We start from the raw sequence: 19,166 nt of genomic DNA, 5'->3' as shown, positions 1-19,166 counted from the left end.
ATGCTGTGCCGCAACGGATTCAGCGGCATGGGACCGCGCCCAGGTCAATCGACCAATGACTCCTCCGGCTGCCGCGCGCCGGAGGATCCGACGAAGCGGTAGCCGACGTTACGGATCGTCCCGATCAGCGACTCGTGCTCGGGGCCGAGCTTCGCGCGCAGCCGCCGCACATGCACGTCGACGGTGCGTGTGCCGCCGAAATAGTCGTAACCCCAGACCTCTTGGAGCAATTGTGCCCGGGTGAACACCCGCCCCGGGTGCGCCGCCAGGTGCTTCAGCAGCTCGAACTCCTTGTAGGTCAGGTCCAGCGCCGCACCGTGGATCTTGGCGGCATACGACTCCTCGTCGATGACCAGCCCGCCGGCCGTGATGCGTGTCGGACCCTCGTCCTCGTCCTCGGTGACCCGGCTGATCGCGAAGCGCAGCCGTGCATCGATCTCCGCGGGCCCCGCGCTGTCCAGCACGACATCGTCGACCTGCCATTCCCCGGTCAAGGCCGCCAGGCCACCCTCGGTGAAGATCGCGATCAGCGGCACAGACAGGCCGCTCGTGCGCAACACCCGGCTCAAGCCACGCGCTCCGGCGAGGTCACGGCGCGCGTCGAGCAGCACGAGATCGCACTCGGGCGGCTCGACCAATGCCTGCGGTTCCGGCGACAGGATGCGCACGCGGTGGCTCAGCAGCCCCAGTGCCGGCAGCACCTCGACACTCGCGCCGGGCGCATCGGTCAGCAGCAACAGGCGGGCCATACCTTGCAAGAATACTGTCCAGCAGGTCGCGGCACCCTGGATCGGGCGCTGCGGTGACCAGCGACACACGTTGATCTGGAGGATCGCATGCATGAAGTGACGGTGCGCTACTGGGCCGCGGCACAAGCGGCCGCGGGCACTCATGAGGAGCGGCTCACCGCCGCGGACCTCGGCGCGTTGCGCAAGGAGGCGCTGCAGGTGCACCCGAAGCTCGCACCGGTGCTGCAGGTCGCGTCGTTCCTCCTGGACGGACGGCGCGTGGACGACGCGGTTGAACTGCCCGCCGGGTCGGTGGTCGAGGTCCTGCCGCCCTTCGCCGGTGGGTGATGGGAGGATGCCGGTCGTGCCGGAAGCCAGCCTGACCGAATCACCCACCTCCCGCCTCGCCACGAGTTCGCTCGCGCTGACGGGCGGTGTGGTGACGGCCGCCCTGGTGATCCTCGGCGCGTATGCCGGCAGCGACGTCTCGGCATACGCCGCACTCGCCGCTGGACTGGCCCTCTCCTGGGGCTGGCCCTTGCTGCTCGGGCTGCCCCGGCCGACGGGCATCAGCCTGGTGCTCGCCGTGGCGAGCGTCGGTATGGCGGGAGTCGTGGTCTTCTCCGGTGAGGAAGACGGGATGCAGGCGCTGTGCGTGGTGCTCGCCGTCGGTCTGGTCCTGGCCTTCCTGCACCAGCTGGTCCGCACCGACGGACGCGCCGAGCTCACCGCCTCGCTCGCAGGGTGCTCCTTCGGCCTGGTGCTGCTCGCCAGCGGCATGTTCGCCGCGGGTGCCGCGTCGTACGATCAGGGCGACGCCGCCGTCGCCGTGGCGCTGTCGGCGTCCGCGCTGGGCCTGCTGGTCGAAGCCGTCGTCCCGGCCAGGCACGCGCTGGAGTGGTCGCTGCCGGCCAGCGTGCTCCTCGGTGTGCTCACCGGTCTGGTCATCAGCCTCGTCGACGGGAATCTGTCGCTGAACGTCCTGTTGCTCACCGGTCTGCTCGCCGGATTCGTCGGTGTCGCGGTGCGACGCGTGTTGCGAGTGCTCGACACGGACGACCCGGCCGGCCGGCTCACCTACGGCATCGCCGCAGTGCTCAGCACCGGTGTGCTCGCGTATGCCGCCCAGTGGCTGATCAACCGGTAGGAGGCCCGAGCCGGCTCAGCGGTGCGAACCCGAGCCGAACGCGGGAAGCGTGGAACCCAGCCAGCTCAGGGCGCGGGGAAGGATCGCCATGTAGACCGCGATGCGGTGTCCGACGTCCTGCTGGGTGAACGCGGTGACCGACAGTGGCGCCCGCGCGGAGCGGACGAACTGCTGGCTCTGCGGTCCCGAGGTCGGGTCGGAGGTGGCGACCTGGATCCACACGTCAGACGCCGGGGGTGTGCGGGCGATCGACCTCTGCAGGTCGTAGCGGGCCGGGGTGTGGCCCGGTGCGAACGGGTGCCAGTTGGTGAACTCCGGGCGGAAGTAGCCGCCCATCACAATGTCTGCGGCATAGCGGTGCGGATGCAGCAGTCCGGTCACGGCTGCGCACCAACCGCCCGCGCTGTATCCCATCGTCGCCCAGGCCTTCGGCGTGGCGCGTACGCGCAGGTGACTGATCGTCCACTGCGGCACGCCCTTCGTCAGCCAGGTCTCCATCGGTATGCCGCCGCCGTCGACGCATTCGGTGTCCAGGCCGTTCGGCGCATAGTCGGGCATCACCACGACGGCCTGTCCCATGTCCCCCTTGCTCATCACCGAGGCCAGCACCTCGTCCAGATGGTCCACCCGGTGCCAGTCGCGCGGCCCGCCCGGTACGCCGTGGAAGGCCTCGATCACCGGGTACGTCCGCTTCGCCTGCCGCGGATCGGTGTATGACGGCGGCAACCAGATCACCACCCGGCCCGCGCGAAACCCCGTGCCCGCAGTGCCGCCGAGACCCGGGACGTGCACGATCACGAACTGGCCCTTCGGTCCCGGGTGCGGCCGCAGGGACAGGCTCGCCTGCGTGGCGTCGCGCAGCGCGGCATACTTCGCGTCGGCCGCCCGGTCCAGATCCTGGCCGGCGCGACCGGAGCCGCTCGCCGCGACCGCGTGCGGAGCCGCGCCGGCATGTGACTGTCGCCCCTGGGCCGGAGAAGCCCCCGACAGCTGACGGAACAGGTCCGGCCAGGTGGTGTAGAAGTCGTACTGACGGTTCAGCATCGCCGCCACGGCCAGCACGCTGGTCAGCACGACGAGCAGCTGGCTCAATGCCCGCACTGCGACACCGCCCGGGCCCGCCGGCTGCGCCAGACGTCGCCACAGCACCACCACCGCGGCGACGACACCGGCGGCCACCGCACACAGCGCCAGGACGACCAGCGCGGACGTGGGTCCCACCGGACCTCAACTCCCGTGTCGGGTGGTCATCCGCGCACGCCCCCGAGCGCCCGGCCGTCGGCCGCTGCCTGCAACGGGCCGGAGCCGTGCGTGGCCAGCTGATCCGCCGGCCCCGGCCGCCCGGTGATGCGGTCGGACAGCCAGCCGAGCGCGCGGGGCAGTTCGCGGTCCCAGGTGCGGAAGTTGTGGCCGCCGCTGGACTCGATCAGCGCGGTGACGTGCATCGGCGGCTTCACCAGATGCAGGAACCGCATCGTGTCCGGGTAGCCGTCGCTGCGCGTCTCGGCCTTGCTGATCGTCACGAACAGCGAGGCCGATGGCGCCGGGCGATGCGCCAGAAGCCACTCCAGGTCGTTGTGGTGCCGGACGGCGAGCGACGTGCCCCACAGGTCGCCGGTGGTGACATCGGAGCGCGCGTAGTAGTAGCCCGACAGCGACACACCGCCGGCGAAGACGTTCGGGTGATGCATCGCCAGCTTGGCGGCGCAGTAGCCGCCGGTGGAGTCACCGACGACACCCCAGTCCGTCGGCAGCACCCGCAGGCCGTGTGCCACTGCGCTGGGCAGTTCGTGGGCGAGGAAGGTCTCGGCCTGCGGGCCACCGGGCACGTCCGTGCACTCGGTGTCCCGCGGCGGGGCCACGGTGGAGGAGAACATCACATAGACCATCGGCTGTGCGCGGTGTGCCCGGACCAGATTCAGCGCCAGGCCGGGGTAGTCCATCCGCGACACCAGGTTCAGCGCCGACCCCGGGTAGCCGGTCATCACCTCGACCGCGGGGAAGCGGCGGTGTGCACCAGCGGCGGTGAAGTACTGCGGCGGAAGGTAGACATAGGCGGGGATGCTCAGGCCGGAGCCGCGGCCGCTGATCGTGACCTGGACGACCTTTCCGCGTGTCGCCCACTGGGATGGAGTCGACCACGTCGTCGGACCGAGGACCTGCATGCTCCCGGTCGCCGGGCCGAGCGGGTGCTGCGCCGAGGTCGTGGCCCGATGGTGCGTGACGCCGCCGGTGGTGGAGACCGGTGCCCCGTAGACCGACATCTTGGGCGGGGGAGCCGACGATCCCAGCAGATCGCCCCAGGACGTGTAGAACTGGCCGTAGTTGTTCGCCACCGCCGCGACCAGCGCGACGGTCGCCAGCTGTCCGCTCAGCAGCAGTCCGAACCGTGCTCCGCCCCGCACGACCGAGGGGCCGCGCACTCGTGACCACAGCAGCACGGTGGCCACCGGGATGCCGACGGCCAGACAGGCCAGGACCACCAACAAGGGTGTGCCGAGAAGCGACACGGCCGCCCCCTTCCGAATATGCCTGCTGGACAAGCTATTTCAAGGATTACCCGGTGCCGCTGAAGCGACGCTGAAGGTTCCTGAGAGTGGTCTCAGCCGACGACAGGCGCCGCGCGCTCGCCGTCAGCGTTCGGTGGCAGGGGCTCGGTCCCGTAAGCCCCGGAAGGACTGGGGGACAGGACCGAGCGGTCTGGAGGTTTGCCGGCCGGTGGGCCGGTGGGGCCGCCGCACCGACGCCAGCCTGGCGGCGACCAACGGCACCAGCAGCATGCCCAGGAAGAGCTGCACCACGGTGTACCGGTACAACTGCGCGGGATTGGCGAGTATGACGGTGAGCTGATTGGCCACGATCGGTGTGGCCGCGAGCAGGATCATCCGCCACTTGTTGCGGAAGGCCGCGATGAGCACCGCCAGATAGGCAAGGTAGGTCCACCCGGCTGCGCGCGCGAACAACACCTGCAGCCAGGGGTTGGTGGCCACCGCGCTGCGGGCGGCGGTGGCGGCGTGATACGCGGTCCAACTGGCAGGAGCGGGCTTGAGTTGCTGGACCAGCGCCTCGGGCAGGTGCTTCTTGTGCGCCATCGCGACGGCCCGGGACTTCCTGGGCAGGACGCTGAACTGCGGCGTCGGATCGACCCGCCACGCCACGGACGCCCGGCACAGGTGGCCCTCGAGGAGGTTGACCGGGTCGTGGGTGAGCAGATGGAACCACAGTGCGGCGAGCTGGTGCCGGTGCGCGTCGGCCGCGGTCATGTTGAAGTGGTGCCGGAACAGCGGATCCGAGTAGAGGCAGTCGTTGCTGGCGGCCCAGTGCGACAACGGCGCCGCCGCCTTCATCGCGGCCAGGCCGGCCGGGGTGAACGCGCCGGGGTCCTTGCTGTAGACGTAGGCGATGTCGCCGTAGAAGACGCCATACGCCTCACCGGAACTGACCGGTCGGATGCCGGCGGCGGGATAGACGACGGCACCGGCGAATTCGAAGATCGCGAGCGCTGCGACCGCAGCGGCCGCGACCTTGAGCCGGTCGCGTGCCAGGAAGATCAGCAGGACGAGGGCGACGATCGCGACCACGATGAAGCCGTTGTTGCGGAACAGCGCGACCGCGGTCAGCTCCGCGGCGAGCGCGGTCGCGGTGCGCCAGGTCAGCGCGCGCTGCTGGGTGCGGCGTCGGGCGATGATCTGCAGCACCGTCGCGGTCAGCAGCAGGTTGGCGGCGGCGAACGGCACGTCCTTCCACAGCATGTCGACGAACGAGCCGAAGGTCGGCACGAGCACGATGAGCAGGGCCGGCAGCGCGGCCCATCGGGCGCGCACTCCCAACCGGTGCACCCGGGTCGTGACGAGGGCGAGCAGTGCGGCATACACCACGGTCTGCACGAGGGTGACGAGCCAGACACTGCCGGTCAGCTGGATCGAGGCGCCGATGATCGCGTCGTAGAGCACGGAGTGGTTGGCGATCCATGGGCCGACGGTGACGTGATGCATGTAGGTGATGGAGTCGGCGCTGACCTGCACCGGGAAGTTGGTCGCCCACCAGCCCAGCAGCACCAGCTGGCCCCACAGGTAGACCACCGCACCCAACCGCCGGGTCGGGCTCCATTGCCGGATGCGCAGCGAATGTGCTTGGGAGAGCGCCGGTTTCACTGGTGCAGGCCTCGCTCCAGGCGATGCTCCACGGTGAGCGCGGTCAGCGCGTCCAGGTCGCGACGTTGCCGCTCGACCTCCAGTCGCAGGATCGCGATCTCCTCGGCGAGGGTGCGCGACTTGTAGGACTGGGTGCTGGCCTCGACGGACAGCTGGACGCAGATCAGCATCATCGCCACGCCGGCCGCGAGGAACAGCAGGTTCGGACCCTGCTGGACGCCGACGATGTCGGCGAACCAGTCCAGGATCGGGGGGAACACCCCGACCAGGAAGGTGACCAGGGCCGCCAGGACCCAGATCAGCGTGTACTTCTCCTTCAGCCAGCCCTGCCGGATCAGGGCGTACATCCCGGCGATCGTCGCCAGGGCGACGACGATGGCGAACGTCTGGAAGATCATGGGTGCTCCTCGGTCACTGGCATCCTCGTGCGGTACTTCAGCTGAGCGGGTATGACGAACGCGGGCATCAGCCGCAGCAACTGCAGCGAGGCCTTGAGGGACGACTGACTGGCCACGCCGCCCTGTCGGGGACGCATCCGGACCGGCACCTGTCGCACGGTCAGGTGCTGACGGGTGGCGATCAGCAGCGCCTCGACGGTGTCGCCCAGATACTCGGCCGGATAGTGAGCTGCGAACAACGCCAACGCCGCCGGGCCGAACGCCCGGAAGCCGGAGGTGGTGTCGGTCAGCGTCGTGCCGGCCCGGTGCGACAGGGACCGCGCCAGCACCCGCATGACGGCGCGACGTGCCGGATCCGCCTCGTAGTCGTCGTCCGCGGCGGCGAATCGTGCACCGATCACCAGATCCGCCGTGGCCAGGGCGGCGAGCAGCTTGCGTGCCTCCCGGGGATCGTGCTGGCCGTCCCCGTCGATCTGCAGCGCAGCGTCGTACCCGTGCCGGACGGCGTAGCGGAAACCCGCCCGCAACGCTCCGCCGACGCCGAGGTTGAACGGCAGGGTGGCGACCTGTACACCGGCCGCCATCGCGACCGGTCGGGTCTCGTCGGCCGATCCGTCGTCGACGACCAGGATGTCGGCGGTGGGCAATGCCTGCACCACTTCGCGCAGCACGGTGCGGATCGTCGCTTCCTCGTTGAAGCAGGGGATGATCACCAGGATCCGCTGGGACGCGTCGAACACCGGGGCGCGCTCCTCACCGGTCACAGCCACGGCAGCACCGCCTTCCCGTACCAGGCCGAGCCGGAGTTGAGCAGCCGCAGTCCGGGGATCGGATCCACGTTGCCTGCGTCGAACCGGGTGGCCAGGTGCCGCAGCACCTGTCGGTCCGTCCGGCGGCGCTGGGTCTGCACGTCACGGTGGCGGCGCCATACCTGACCGGCGTGGCGTAGCAACCAGCCGTAACCGCTGGCCTTCGCCGGCAGCCAGCCCTGCGCGGTGGCCACGGCCAGCATGGCGACCTCCTGGGCGAGCAGGGCCGGCGCGAGGAGCGCCAGGCTGCGACCGCTGTAGGTGGTCAGCACGGTGAGCAGCCGGTTGCGTTCCAGCAAGTAGGTCTTGGTCGGATTGCGGTGGAACTCGTAGTGGTGCAACGCGATCGCGTCCGGCACGTAGACGACCGACCGTCCGCGCTGCCAGCAACGCAGCGAGAGTTCGACGTCCTCGTGGTAGGCGAAGTAGGCCTCGTCGAATCCGCCCAGCTCGTCCCAGAAGTCGTGTCGCACCGCGCAGCAGGCGCCGCTCGCGCTGCTCACCGGACCGGGCGCCGCGTACTCGGCGGCCGGTCGGCCGTGGCCGCCTGCCCATGCCAGCCCCAGATAGTGCACCGGGTTGCCGGCACTGTTCATGACGGCCGGATCGTCGGCCAGCCGCACGCTGGCGGTGGCGATGCCGACGCTGGGGTCCGCCAGCGCCTCGACGAGGCGGCCGAGCGTGTCCGCACCCATGGTGGCGTCGCAGTTGAACAGCACGACCACCTCTGCCCCGGTGCCGGCGGCGCCGAGGTTGCACCCGCCGGCGAAACCGAGGTTGGTCCCCGGCCGCAGCACGGTGACACCCGGCAGTTCGCGCACCCCGTCGAGCTGCGCCGGATCGGCGCCGTTGTCGACGAGGACCACTTCGACGTCGACGCCCCGGGACGCCAATACCGACGAGACGGATTCGTGCAGGAGCGGCTCGTCGCCGTACGCGACCATGACGACGCCGACGGTGATCATGCGCTCACCTCCGAGAGCTGGGCCGCGGCGGCCGCGCCGGTATGACGCACCAGTGCCGCGAGTTGTATGACGAGGGCGACCACCGAACCGGCCAGGTAGGACAGCTCGAGTCGCAGGAACAGGCCGCCGGGAAGCAGCAACACCAGTGCCAGCACCGCCACCGCGGCGGTCCAGCCGAACGCCGACGCCGCCGGTGAGCCGACCGCGATCACCGCGGCCCCGACGACCATGGCGAGGATCGCGGCAGCGGTGCCCGCGGCCATCAGGACCAGGTCGGTGCGGCCCAGCCGGAAGCCGTCGCCGTAGACCAGTCGCACCAACTGCGGGCCGGCGACGGCCATTAGCAGGGTGAAGGCACCCATTGCGACGGTGACGAGTGTCAGCAGGGAGCGCAGCTGCCGGGCCAGGCGTGCGCGGTCGCCGTCGGCGACGGTGTGTGCCAGACCGGGCAGCAGTGCCGCCTGGACCGCCGCGAAGAGGAAGAGCGGCAGCCGGGCGAGCATCAGCCCGCCGAGGTAATGCCCTGCGGCGCCGGAGGACCCGGGCGCGACCTTGACGATCAGCGGCGCGACATTGACCAATACCTGCATCATCAGGCCGCCGAGCACCATCCAGCCGAGGATCCGCAGCTGGGTGGCGAGGGCGGGATCCTCGACGGTCATGGTCGGCGCGACCGGGCGGCGGTGCCCGCCACGCAGGCCGGTGAGAGTGAACAGCACCGAGATCACCAGGGCCGCCGCGAGCCCGAGCGAGAATCCGCCGACGGCGCCGGCCAGCACGGTGGCGGTGAGTCCGGCGGCCACCCGCACCATGCCCTCGATGCCGAGCTGAACGCCATACATGCCGTAACGGTTGTGACCGGCGAACACTCCGCGCATCAGGTATGCCGCCCACATGCCGATCGCGGCGAGCAGCAGCGCCACGAACGTCGCGCCGGATCCGTCGAAGAGCGTGTCGGTGATGGTCGTCCGGAACGCCACGGCGACCGCCAGCAGGACCAGCAGTGCGACCGCCGCCGCTGCCACCAGGGCGCGGACCACGCGGCGCTCCTGGACCGGATCCGCCCGGTGCGCGGCGACCGCGCGGCCGATGGCCTGCTCGAACGGTAGGAACACTCCGGGGCCGCCGGTGTAGACCAGGACCCACAGCGCCGACAGGGCGGCGAAGTCGGCGGGGGACAGCTGCCGTGCACCGAACGCGAGGAAGAGGTAGGAGCTGGCGCCGAACACTGCCAGGCCGAGCCCGACCGGCACGGTGCCGGCCGGCATCAGCAGGAGGCGTTGCTGGAACACCGTGGCGGGAGATGTGTGCGGCATGGCGGCGGTAGCCTCGCACGGCCCACCTGAGAAACGGCTAAGAACGCCAACTGGTCTTCACCGAGCCGGTCGCTTAGCGTGCCCACGTGATGAGCCTGACCGGTGCGACGTTCCAGGCGACGATCGCGATCGCCGTTGTCGTCGCTGTCGTTGCCACGCTGCTGCTGTGGTCCAGGATCCACGGTCCGGGCTGGTCGCGCACACTGCAGCGGCTGGGGATGCTGCTGCTGTGCCAGCTGCTCGCGGTCGGCCTCGCCGGCACCTGGGTCAACAACAGTTTCGGGCTCTATGCCTCCTGGGACGATCTGCTGGGAACGACCCCGCAGGGTCAGCTGGCGATGGTCGGGCCGCCGCCGCAGCGGGCCAGGTTTACCAAGGCGAGCTGGGGCATGGAGAGCGCCTTCTTCCGAGGACCCCACTCCCGGCTCGCCTCGCAGGTCTACGTCTGGCTGCCGCCGCAGTACCGGCAGCCGGCCTATCGGCACACGGCCTTCCCGGTGATCATGCTGTTGCACGGGGTTCCCGGCGAACCGGAGTCGTACATGACGGGCGGCGGGATGCCGGGCCGGGTCGCGTCGGCCATCGCCTCCGGGCGGCTGCACCCGGTGATCCTGGTCGTGCCGAGCGTGGACCCCGGTGGCGTGGACACCGACTGCTCCAACACCCCGCAGTCACGGGTCGCCACCTGGTTGGCGCAGGACGTGCCGACGCTCATCAAGCGTCACTTCCGGGTCGAGACGTCGCCGCGGGCATGGGCACTGGCAGGGTTGTCCACCGGCGGACTGTGCTCGCTCAAACTGCCGATGCAGTATCCGGGCGTCTTCGGGATCGGCGCGGGCATGAGCCCGGACCCCGTGGTCGGCGACCCGTCGGTCCTGAGCGACACCGCGTTGCGGATCGCCAACAGCCCCGTGCATCTCGCCGCCGGGCGGCCCGACGTGCGGCTGTGGGCCGGCACGGGTGCCATGGACCGCAACAGCCTGCCGTCGAACATCAGCAGACTGCGTGCCGCGATCCGGCCGCCGACGACCCTCGCACCGGCGGTGATCATCCCCGGGGGCGGACACAACCCGAACACCTGGGGCCGCCTGGAGCCGCCGATGTTCGACTGGATCAACTCCGTGCAGTTGCCGCCCGCCGTGCTGAAGCACCGGCGCTGACGCCCGCCCGACGATCCGTCAGCGGTGGGCCGGCCGGTCACCCGGCATACCGGGCGAGCAGCACGAATTCGTTGTAGGGGAAGAGCCGCCCGGCCGCTCGTGGCAGCGGGAAGGAGTAGCTGCGCTCCACGTCCAGGCCGAGCCGGTCCGCATGCTCCCGCAGACCCGCGGTGTCCACGAAGCGCACGTGCGTGTCGTCGGTGCGGAAGCCGGCCTCCTGCGGGGTGATGAACAGCACCCGCCCGCCCGGCCGCAGGTAGGGCAGGTATGCGCGCACCAGATCGTCGGCGACGTCGGTCCCCAGGTGCTCGAGCACGTGCGCCAGCAGCAGCGTGTCGTAGCGCCTTCCCACCGCGTCCGGGCAGTGCGCGAACTCCGTGGTGGTGTATGCCGTCAGGCCGCGTCGCCGGGCCGTGTCGACCGACTCGGCGTTGTGGTCGACCCCGACACCGCCGCCCAGATTGACCAGGTTCCGGCCGATACCGCACCCGACGTCGAGCACGTCGCCGAGTTGCAGCCGGCGCAGGTTCCATCGATAGGGACGCTGGACGTCCAGCCACCGCTTCCAGGGCGCCGTCTCGAGCCGGGACAGCCGCTCGGCGTAGGACCGTCCTGCTGTTCGGGAGCCTGTGCCGTCTTCGAGGTGCTGCGCCATGGGAAGCCTCCGGGTGCTGGTGCGCGAGGGCGAACGCGTCGGCCCTCCTGACCGGTGCAGCGTGCCAGCCGCATCCTGGGACGCCGCTGAGAAGGCTCTCAGAGCGGTTCAGTGAGTTCACAGTGCGCGCACGGCACGGTCGGACAGTGCCCGGTCGCTCGACCGGGCGGACGAACGGAGCTGGCGACCATGCATGCGACCTTCCGGCCCCTGCGCACCGCAGGTGTGGCGAGTGCCACGGCGATCCTGGTGGCGGCATTCGTCGCACCGGCCGCGGCCGCACCGCCGACGCCCGGCAATGCGACCCAGTACTCCGCGGGTCCCTGGACGCTCACCGACTGGCATCCGGTGCCCGCCGGCGGGGCGGACCAGGGCGTCGCGACCGTGACCAACCGCGGCCGGAACCACGTGGTCCTGCGCGGCGGCGCGGACGTGTCGGCGCGGCTGCGTGCCGCCGGCTGGTGGCACATCGGCGACCCCGGCAGTGCGCACGGCTATCTGGTGGATGCCTATCAGGCTCGCTCGGCCGCCAACGCCAAGCTGTATGGCGTCACCGCCCCCGACGGGCACCGGACCTGGTGGGTGCACCGGCTCGCCGCGGGGGAGAAGATCAACAACTCGTTCGCCGCGGTCACGCCCTCCGGCCGGTGGTTCGTCTCGGGCGAATGGGGCCGGATGCGAAGGTTGTTGGTCTTCCCGATGCCCGGCGCGAACCGGCTCGCCCGTCGCGGTCACGACCTGCCGTTGGCGGCGACCATCCGGTTGACCCGGCCGGTGCGGGACGTGCAGGGCTGCTCCTTCGCTTCACCGACGCAACTGGTCTGCTCCACCAACGACCCGCACCACGATCTGTTCCGGACACCGCAGCAATTGCTGTCGATTCGGCTCTCCCGCCCGGTATCGGGCCGGACTCAGGTGGGGCGGCCGACCGAACTCGGTCCGGTGCCGCAGCTGACCGGATGCGGGGCGGCCGAGACGGAGGGGATCGACATACACGGCGGGCGTCTGCTGGTGGTCGCACACGAACCGGCCTCCTGCGGGGGCCGGGCAGAGGTGTTCACCTACCGGCTGAAGTCGTCGGTCCGCCAGGTCGTGTCCTCCTGAGGCGTCCGGTCCCGCCGACGGTCGCGGACAAGACGGTCGACCGCATGGCGTCCGGTCCTGCCGCGACCGGTCAGTCGGCGGCGGGCATCGTCACCGTGAACCGGGCACCCGGGTGGTTGTCGCTGACCGTGACCGTGCCGTCGTGCGCGCCGACCGCGTCGTGGACGATGGCCAGGCCGAGACCGGCGCCGCCGGCGTCCCGCGAGCGTGCCTCGTCCAACCGGGTGAAGCGTTCGAAGATCCGGTCCCGGTCCGCCGGCGCGATGCCGGGCCCGTCGTCGGCCACCTCGAGGACGACGGTGCCGGTCCGGGTGGTCAGCGCGACCCGCACCACTGCGGCGGCGTGGCGGGTCGCGTTGTCCAGCAGGTTGCGCACGACACTGGTCAGCGCGGACGGGTCGCCGAGCACTTGACCGGCCGACACCCCGGTGACGTCGACCGACGGGCCGCGGTGCCGGACGGCGCGGGCCTGGTCGAGCACGATGTCGTCCAGGTCCACCACCTGGCGGTGCGGTGCGGGATGCGCATCCAGGCGAGCCAACGCGAGCAGGTCGTCGACCAGCCGGGACAGCCGGTCGATGTCGCCGAGCAGGCCGGGGAGCGCGGCGGCCAGGTCGCCCTGGTGGTCGGCGCTGCGACCGGTCACCTCGAGCTGGGTCCGCAGGGTCGCGATCGGGCTGCGCAGCTCGTGCGCGGCGTCGGCGACGAACCGGTGTTGCTGCGCCGACGCGGTCTCGATGCGGGCCAGCAGTTCGTTGAATGTCGCTGTCAGCCGGGCTAATTCGTCCTCGGCGGCCGGCGGACGCAACCTGCGGCTCAGGTCCGTGCCGGGTATGTCGGCAGCTTGCCGCCGCACGGCGTCGACCGGGCGCAGGGCGCGTCCGACCAGCAGCCACCCGATGAGCGTCAGGATGGCCACCAGGATGGGCAGCCCGACCGCGAGCGCGCTGAGCAGTTCGGTCGTGCTGCTGTCGACCGGTTCGGTCGGCAACGCCGCGTAGACGGTCACCGGGCCGCTGCGGGTGTCGGCGGTGGTGGCCGCGACCCGGTAGTCGGTGCCGGGGTGTCCGGCGGGTTGCTGCGTCCGGACCACCGTGTCGTCGCTGCCGGTCAGGGTGAACATGCGCTTGCGGTAACCCAGGTCGCCGGAGCCGGCCAGCACCCGGCCGTCGGCGGCGACGACCTGCACCGTGGGTGCGCCGTCGTCCGGGTCCGGTAGCCGGCGGGGCAGTTCGCTGTGCGCCGCTTGGTCGGCGATCGTCGACGACTGCTGGGCGATGCTGTTGTCCAGGTTGGCCATCAGGGAGCTGTGCAGGCGCCATACCAGCAGGCCACCGGCAGCGATCATGCCGACCGCGATCACCACGGCGGCGGCTGCCGTCAGCCGGGCGCGCAGCGATCGCCGACCCCACCAGGAGGACGGCGCGTCGGCTGCAGCGACGGGCTCAGCCGCCATCGCTGTGCAGCCGGTAGCCGACGCCGCGGACCGTCTGGATGCTGGCCCGGCCGAACGGCGCGTCGATCTTCTTGCGCAGGTAGCCGATGTAGACCTCGACGATGTTCGGGTCGCCCTCGTAGAACTCGTCCCAGACGTTGGCGAGCATGTCGCTCTTGGAGACGACCTGGTCGTGGCGGCGCAGCAGGAACTCCAGCAGCGCGAACTCGCGAGGTGTCAGCGAGATCTCCTGCTCGCCGCGGGCGCACCGTCGGGTCGCCGGATCCAGCACCAGGTCACCCGCCGACAGGATCACCGGGCGGGCCGGGGCGCCGCGCCGGATGAGCGCGCGCAGGTGCGCCAGCAGCACGACATACGAGAAGGGTTTGGTCAGGTAGTCGTCGGCGCCCAGGTCCAGTGCATCGGCCTCGTCGTACTCGCCGTCCTTGGCGGTCAGCATCAGCACCGGCGTCCACAGTTGTTCGGCGCGCAGCCGCTTCACCACGTCGTAGCCGTTGACCTTGGGCAGCATGATGTCGAGCACGATGACGTCGTACGCCTGCTCGGTCGCCTTCCACAGGCCCTCCGCGCCGTCCGGCGCGGTGTCCACGGTGAAGCCGTCGGCGGTCAGGCCGGCGGCGATCGCCTGCGCCAGTCGGTGTTCGTCCTCGACGATCAGGACTCGCATGCCCCACCGCCTCCCTCTCGTTCGTCCGCTCAGGACACCACACAGTGTGGGCGCGGAGTGCTGAGGTGAGGCTGAGTGTTCCTGAGTCGGCTCTCAGGGAAACTCAGGAACACTCGGGCGCAGGGTCACTCCGGTGCCGTGGCGTCGTCATCCGGCGCGGCAGCGCGGGTCAACTGCGCGGAGGCGTAGGACTGCAGCGGCTGGCCGAGCGCCGCCATGTCGGTCGCCCACATCAGCCCGCCCTGCACGTAGCCGTAGAGCCGGTGCGCCGCGGAGTATTCGCGGGCATCCGGGCTGCGCAGCACGCCGTCGGTGCGGAGTTCGGCCTTGGCGGGTTCGGTGCGTCCGTAGTAGAGCTCGGTGACCCCGGTCGGGTGCGACAGCAGCAACTCCACCTCGGCCTCCGGCAGCGGGCGCCAGAAGCCCAGCTCCGTCTCGAACGGGTCGCCGCGGTTGCCGTCGTCGTCGATCACCCAGCTGCGGGTCTCCCAGCGCAGGAACGGTCGGCCGTCATGGGTGCAGCTGATCTCCTGGGCGAAGTTGACCGTCGGCAAACCGGGGTAGCCGGCGACGCCCGTGCCCTCCCACCGTCCGAGGAGCCAGGCCAGCGGCGCGAGGTCGGGGTGCATGGAGGTGTCGAGTTCGATGGGCACGGCTCGATCGTAGCGACGCGAGCGCGTGCGGAACCGGCAACGGTTGCTGGACGGGCGTGGGGCCGCGGCACCGCGGGGCGGCCGGCACGCGGTCCCGCCACCAAGGTCGCGACGAGCCGCCGCTATCGGATGCTGTTCTTGCCGTAGGTGTAGTCGGCCATCTTGTCGTGGTAGAGCGCCTGCCCCAGCTTCTTCATCTGCGGCATGTTCACCACGTCGATGGAGCCGGCCACCGGATCGTTGGCGAAGCCGGTGAACGGCGCCGTGTAGTAGGTGATGTCGCCCGAGCGCAGGTTGCGCAGGCTGAGCGCGAGACTGCGTATGTCGCCCGCGGACGTGTCGGCGTCGACCTGGGTGTATTTGGTGAGGTCCTTGACAGTGTTGGTCAGCTTCACCGGGTTGAGCAGCGTGCCGGCCGACAGCGTCTTGTGGACGACGGCGCTGATCCAGGCCTGCTGGTCGCGACCGCGGTCGATGTCGCCCTCCTTGAGCTGGTGGCGCTCGCGGACGAAGCCGAGCGCCTGCTCGCCGTTCATCGTGTTGTAGCCCTGGTGGAAGGTGCCGTAACCCGGCTCGTTGAAGGGCTGCGCGACATACACGTTGACGCCACCCAGGTCGTCGGTCAGGTCGGCGAAACCCTTGAAGTCGATGATGGCGTAGCGGTCGATGACCACGCCGCCGAGCAGTTGCGAGATCGTCTGGGCCAGCAGCGCCGGCCCGCCGTAGGCGAAGGCGGCGTTGATCTTGTTCTTGCCGTGTCCCGGGATGGACACGTAGAGGTCACGCGGGAAGTGGATGACCTGCACCGACTTCTCGCCCTTGCTGATGTGCACCAATTGGATGACGTCCGAGCGCGCCCCCGACCGGACGTCCTGCACGCTGCCGGAGCGGGTGTCGCTGCCCAGCAGCAGGATGTTCTGCGAATTGCCCGCGTCCGCAGCGGGTTTCACCGTCGAGCTGGGCAGCGCGGCGCCGTGGGTGATGTTGGAACTGAGCACGTGGTTGAGGTACATCGCGAAACCGACGAACGCCAGCACGATGATCAGGACCATCGACAGCAGGGTGAGCAGGGTGACCTTCAGCCAGCCGGCCTTCTTCTTCGGCCGGCGGCGCCTCGTGCGGGATCCTGCGTAGCCGGCCGCGCCCGTGCCGGCATCGTCACCGCCGTCGGCGGTCGCATCCCCGGGCGCCGTGTCGGTCGTGGTGCCGTTCGTGCTCTCCGGCTCCTCCAGGGACGAACTCTCGTCACGGGCCCCGCCGGGCAGGTCGTCTCGGTGGTCCCCAGTCATGGGGGGAGTCTAAGGTCGCCCCGGCGCGCCACGGCGCCGAAACCCCGCGACGTACCCTGGAACGGTGACGACGGCATCCGTGGAGAGTCCCCTGCTCAGCCGCTCCGGCGCGGTCCCCGCCGACGGTCTCGACGCCGGGGTGGCCGCACATTACGGTGACCCGCTGCGCGAGCAACGTCTGCTCGAGCAGGGGCTGGCCGTGGTCGACCTGTCGCACCGGGGCGTCGTCACGGTCACCGGCCCCGATCGGCTCAGCTGGCTGCACTCGATGACGACGCAGTCGCTGACGGGCCTGGCGCCATACACGTCGGCGGAGTCCCTGGTGCTCAGCCCGCACGGGCACATCGAGCACGACCTGCACATCGTCGACGACGGCGAGACCACCTGGATCACCGTCGAGCCGGGCACCGCGCCGGCCCTGGTGGAGTGGCTCAACTCGATGCGCTTCATGCTGCGGGTCGAGGTCGACGACGTCTCCGACCGGTATGCCGTGCTCGGTGAGCCCATCGGCAACGAGTCGCTGCCGGCCGAACGCGAGGCGCGCGGTGTCATCGCATGGCGCGATCCGTGGCCGGCGATGGGCGCCGACTCGGCGTCATACAGCTCGGCGGACCCGCACCCGGCGGCCGGACGCGCCTGGCGCGAGTTGATCGTGCCGCGCGAACAACTCGTGGAGGAGGTCGGGGACCGGCAGCTGGCCGGCATCTGGGCCGCCGAGGCCGAACGCGTCGCCGCGTGGCGGCCCCGGCTCGGCAAGGAGACCGATCACCGCACTATCGCGCACGAACTCGACTGGTTGCGCACCGCCGTGCACCTGCACAAGGGCTGCTACCGCGGCCAGGAGACGATCGCGCGCGTGCACAACCTCGGCCGGCCGCCGCGCCGCCTGGTGTTCCTGCACCTCGACGGCTCGGGTCACGTGCTGCCCGACGAGGGCGCGGAGCTGGCCAAGCTCCCCGGCGAGCGCGCGGTCGGCCGCATCACCTCGGTCGCCCGGCACGCCGACGACGGCCCGATCGCGCTGGCGGTCGTCAAGCGCAACACCCCCGTCGACATCCAGCTGTATGCCGGTGAGATCGCCGCCGCCCAGACGGAGATCGTGACGCCGTAGCTGGGCCCGTCGATCCGCGAGCGACGAGCGACGAGCGACGTACACAACCGGCAACGGTCGCTGGTTGGGTATGGGAATCGGCGCCGGAGGCGTACACAACCGGCAACGGTCGCTGGTTGGGTATGGGAATCGGCGCCGGAAGCGTGCACAACCGGCAACGGTCGCTGGTTGGGTATGGGAATCGGCGCCGGAAGCGTGCACAACCGGCAACGTTCGCTGGTTCGTCCACCGTGTGACTCGACTCACGCTTGCCCCAGCTTGCAAACCGCTAACTGCAGTTAGCATACTGGACACATGAGTCCGAACCCGGTGAGCGATCTGGGCAGCTACCTCAAGGATCAGCGCCAGCAGGCACAGCTGTCCCTGAGGCAGGTCGCCGACCGCGCCGGCATCTCCAATCCCTACCTGTCGCAGATCGAGCGTGGCCTGAAGCGGCCGAGCGCCGAGATCCTGCAGGCGATCGCGAAGGGTCTGGCCATCTCGGCCGAGCAGCTCTACGTGCACGCCGGCATCCTGGACGCCCTCCCCGAGGGGGACGTCTCGGTCGACACGCGCCAGGTGATCAAGAACGACCCGCGGCTGACCGACAAGCAGCGCAAGGCGCTGATCGACGTCTACGACTCGTATGTCGGCGACTGACGCGGCACCGACACACCGCACTGTCGCGGCCCACAGCAGCCGCGACCACGAATCCCCGAGAGAAAGGCAGCGATGATGCCCAGCAAGAGCACCTTCGAGTCCCCGTTCTACGCCCTCATCGGCGCGGCGGACGCCGCCGTCGAGAACGTCCGCAACTCGTTCGACACCGCGACCGAGGCCGCGCTGTCGCTGCGCGACGAGCTCACCCCGGAGAACGTCCAGGAGCGGATCCGCAACACGATGAACGACGTTCGCGACCAGATCATTGCCTTGCCGTCGCTGGCGACCGAGCGCTACGAGCTCATGGCCGGCACCGTCGAGCGGGCCTACGACGACTTCGCGCAGAGCTACCTCGACTACGCGCAGCGTGGCGCGGAGGTGACCCGCGGCGCCACCGAGCAGGGTCGCGCCGTGGTGGCCTCGGCCCGGGAGACCGCGTCGGAGACCGGCGACGGCGCAGTGGTGCGCGTCCTCGGCGCCCGCAAGGAAGCCGCCAAGGGCGTTGAGCGGCTGGCCGGCCTGGTCGGCCGCAACGCCGGCGCCGTCGAGGCCGAGGCCCAGACCGTCGTGCGCAGCACCGCCGCCAAGCAGGGCGCCACCCAGCGCCCGAGCCGCAGCGCGGTCGCCGGCAAGGCGGGTAGTCGCAAGGCCGCCGCCCGGCCGGCCGCGTCGAAGACTCCGGCGAAGAAGGCCAGTGCCACGAAGACGACCGCCACGAAGGCGACTGCCAAGAAGGCGACTGCCAAGAAGTCGACCGCCAAGAAGTCGACCGCCAAGAAGACCGCTCCGGCCGCGCCGACCCTGCCCGTCGAGGCCAAGGTCGAGGCAAAGGTCGAGGCCACCCGGGACAACAGCCAGGCCTGAGGGAGGCTCGCGTCATCCGGTGACGCCGTCGCCGAAGGACCCCACCGCACC

20 protein-coding genes are annotated in these 19,166 nt (G+C 70.5%); 7 read left to right on the top strand and 13 right to left on the bottom strand.

The genetic code is table 11. The annotated features are described in order from the left end of the window. Positions 1 to 44 precede the first annotated feature (44 nt). Complete coding sequence (locus tag ACYVBN_RS07365) at positions 45 to 749, bottom strand: response regulator transcription factor (protein ID WP_460600831.1); 705 nt, start codon at positions 747 to 749, stop codon at positions 45 to 47. An 87-nt stretch (positions 750 to 836) separates the two neighbouring features. On the opposite strand from ACYVBN_RS07365, the gene ACYVBN_RS07360 reads away from it, so the two are divergent. Next, positions 837 to 1,076, top strand: coding sequence for a MoaD/ThiS family protein (locus ACYVBN_RS07360; protein WP_460599945.1), 240 nt, complete (start codon positions 837 to 839; stop codon positions 1,074 to 1,076). 16 nt (positions 1,077 to 1,092) lie between these two features. After that, the gene (locus ACYVBN_RS07355; protein ID WP_460599944.1) at positions 1,093 to 1,875 is read left to right on the top strand and encodes a hypothetical protein; all 783 of its coding nucleotides are present in this window, start codon (positions 1,093 to 1,095) and stop codon (positions 1,873 to 1,875) included. 15 nt (positions 1,876 to 1,890) lie between these two features. Here the strand turns inward: ACYVBN_RS07355 and ACYVBN_RS07350 are convergent, their stop codons facing one another. From ACYVBN_RS07350 to ACYVBN_RS07320, 7 genes are all read right to left on the bottom strand, one after another. Continuing rightward, positions 1,891 to 3,096: an alpha/beta hydrolase gene (locus tag ACYVBN_RS07350; protein WP_460599943.1), complete on the bottom strand. Its 1,206-nt coding sequence runs from the start codon at positions 3,094 to 3,096 to the stop codon at positions 1,891 to 1,893. Between the two features lie 26 nt (positions 3,097 to 3,122). Next, positions 3,123 to 4,385 (bottom strand): alpha/beta hydrolase, encoded by a 1,263-nt coding sequence (locus tag ACYVBN_RS07345; RefSeq protein WP_460599942.1) that lies wholly within the window; start codon positions 4,383 to 4,385, stop codon positions 3,123 to 3,125. Positions 4,386 to 4,508: 123 nt separating this feature from the next. Continuing rightward, positions 4,509 to 6,029, bottom strand: coding sequence for a hypothetical protein (locus ACYVBN_RS07340; RefSeq protein ID WP_460599941.1), 1,521 nt, complete (start codon positions 6,027 to 6,029; stop codon positions 4,509 to 4,511). Then, positions 6,026 to 6,427: a DUF2304 domain-containing protein gene (locus tag ACYVBN_RS07335; RefSeq protein WP_460599940.1), complete on the bottom strand. Its 402-nt coding sequence runs from the start codon at positions 6,425 to 6,427 to the stop codon at positions 6,026 to 6,028. The genes ACYVBN_RS07340 and ACYVBN_RS07335 overlap by 4 nt, the downstream gene beginning before the upstream one ends. Continuing rightward, positions 6,424 to 7,197, bottom strand: coding sequence for a glycosyltransferase family 2 protein (locus ACYVBN_RS07330; RefSeq protein ID WP_440283791.1), 774 nt, complete (start codon positions 7,195 to 7,197; stop codon positions 6,424 to 6,426). The genes ACYVBN_RS07335 and ACYVBN_RS07330 overlap by 4 nt, the downstream gene beginning before the upstream one ends. Then, a complete protein-coding gene (locus ACYVBN_RS07325) occupies positions 7,188 to 8,201 on the bottom strand; it encodes a glycosyltransferase family 2 protein (protein ID WP_460599939.1) in 1,014 nt (337 codons plus the stop codon). The genes ACYVBN_RS07330 and ACYVBN_RS07325 overlap by 10 nt, the downstream gene beginning before the upstream one ends. After that, entirely contained in the window at positions 8,198 to 9,517 is a 1,320-nt protein-coding gene (locus tag ACYVBN_RS07320; protein WP_460599938.1) for a lipopolysaccharide biosynthesis protein, read from the bottom strand. The genes ACYVBN_RS07325 and ACYVBN_RS07320 overlap by 4 nt, the downstream gene beginning before the upstream one ends. A gap of 89 nt (positions 9,518 to 9,606) precedes the next feature. On the opposite strand from ACYVBN_RS07320, the gene ACYVBN_RS07315 reads away from it, so the two are divergent. Beyond that, on the top strand, positions 9,607 to 10,677 hold the full coding sequence (locus ACYVBN_RS07315) for an alpha/beta hydrolase (protein ID WP_460600830.1): 1,071 nt from the start codon (positions 9,607 to 9,609) through the stop codon (positions 10,675 to 10,677). 37 nt (positions 10,678 to 10,714) lie between these two features. Here ACYVBN_RS07315 and ACYVBN_RS07310 read toward each other — a convergent pair whose 3' ends face one another. Beyond that, the gene (locus ACYVBN_RS07310; RefSeq protein WP_460599937.1) at positions 10,715 to 11,332 is read right to left on the bottom strand and encodes a class I SAM-dependent methyltransferase; all 618 of its coding nucleotides are present in this window, start codon (positions 11,330 to 11,332) and stop codon (positions 10,715 to 10,717) included. 189 nt (positions 11,333 to 11,521) lie between these two features. Here ACYVBN_RS07310 and ACYVBN_RS07305 point away from each other — a divergent pair, with 189 nt between their 5' ends. Further along, on the top strand, positions 11,522 to 12,436 hold the full coding sequence (locus tag ACYVBN_RS07305) for a hypothetical protein (RefSeq protein ID WP_460599936.1): 915 nt from the start codon (positions 11,522 to 11,524) through the stop codon (positions 12,434 to 12,436). A 70-nt stretch (positions 12,437 to 12,506) separates the two neighbouring features. Here ACYVBN_RS07305 and ACYVBN_RS07300 read toward each other — a convergent pair whose 3' ends face one another. The 4 genes from ACYVBN_RS07300 to ACYVBN_RS07285 all read right to left on the bottom strand — a co-directional run bounded on the left by ACYVBN_RS07300 (position 12,507) and on the right by ACYVBN_RS07285 (position 16,501). Then, positions 12,507 to 13,892: a sensor histidine kinase gene (locus ACYVBN_RS07300; RefSeq protein ID WP_460599935.1), complete on the bottom strand. Its 1,386-nt coding sequence runs from the start codon at positions 13,890 to 13,892 to the stop codon at positions 12,507 to 12,509. Continuing rightward, positions 13,882 to 14,559, bottom strand: coding sequence for a response regulator transcription factor (locus ACYVBN_RS07295; RefSeq protein WP_460599934.1), 678 nt, complete (start codon positions 14,557 to 14,559; stop codon positions 13,882 to 13,884). Before ACYVBN_RS07295 ends, ACYVBN_RS07300 begins: the two co-directional genes overlap by 11 nt. A gap of 125 nt (positions 14,560 to 14,684) precedes the next feature. Beyond that, a complete protein-coding gene (locus ACYVBN_RS07290) occupies positions 14,685 to 15,212 on the bottom strand; it encodes a heme-binding beta-barrel domain-containing protein (protein ID WP_460599933.1) in 528 nt (175 codons plus the stop codon). 122 nt (positions 15,213 to 15,334) lie between these two features. Continuing rightward, positions 15,335 to 16,501, bottom strand: a complete 1,167-nt coding sequence (locus tag ACYVBN_RS07285; protein ID WP_460599932.1) for an LCP family protein — start codon at positions 16,499 to 16,501, stop codon at positions 15,335 to 15,337. 64 nt (positions 16,502 to 16,565) lie between these two features. Between ACYVBN_RS07285 and ygfZ the strand changes: the two genes are divergently transcribed. The 3 genes from ygfZ (at position 16,566) to ACYVBN_RS07270 (ending at position 19,115) form a co-directional block, all read left to right on the top strand. Then, positions 16,566 to 17,612: a CAF17-like 4Fe-4S cluster assembly/insertion protein YgfZ gene (gene ygfZ, locus ACYVBN_RS07280; protein WP_460599931.1), complete on the top strand. Its 1,047-nt coding sequence runs from the start codon at positions 16,566 to 16,568 to the stop codon at positions 17,610 to 17,612. Between the two features lie 294 nt (positions 17,613 to 17,906). Continuing rightward, a complete protein-coding gene (locus tag ACYVBN_RS07275) occupies positions 17,907 to 18,251 on the top strand; it encodes a helix-turn-helix domain-containing protein (RefSeq protein WP_460599930.1) in 345 nt (114 codons plus the stop codon). Positions 18,252 to 18,326: 75 nt separating this feature from the next. Further along, positions 18,327 to 19,115 (top strand): hypothetical protein, encoded by a 789-nt coding sequence (locus ACYVBN_RS07270; RefSeq protein WP_460599929.1) that lies wholly within the window; start codon positions 18,327 to 18,329, stop codon positions 19,113 to 19,115. The last annotated feature ends 51 nt before the right edge of the window (positions 19,116 to 19,166 follow it).

The organism is Flexivirga lutea, assembly GCF_054778955.1.
Note: the sequence above shows the minus strand (reverse complement) of the source record. Positions and strands in the feature narration are given on the sequence as shown.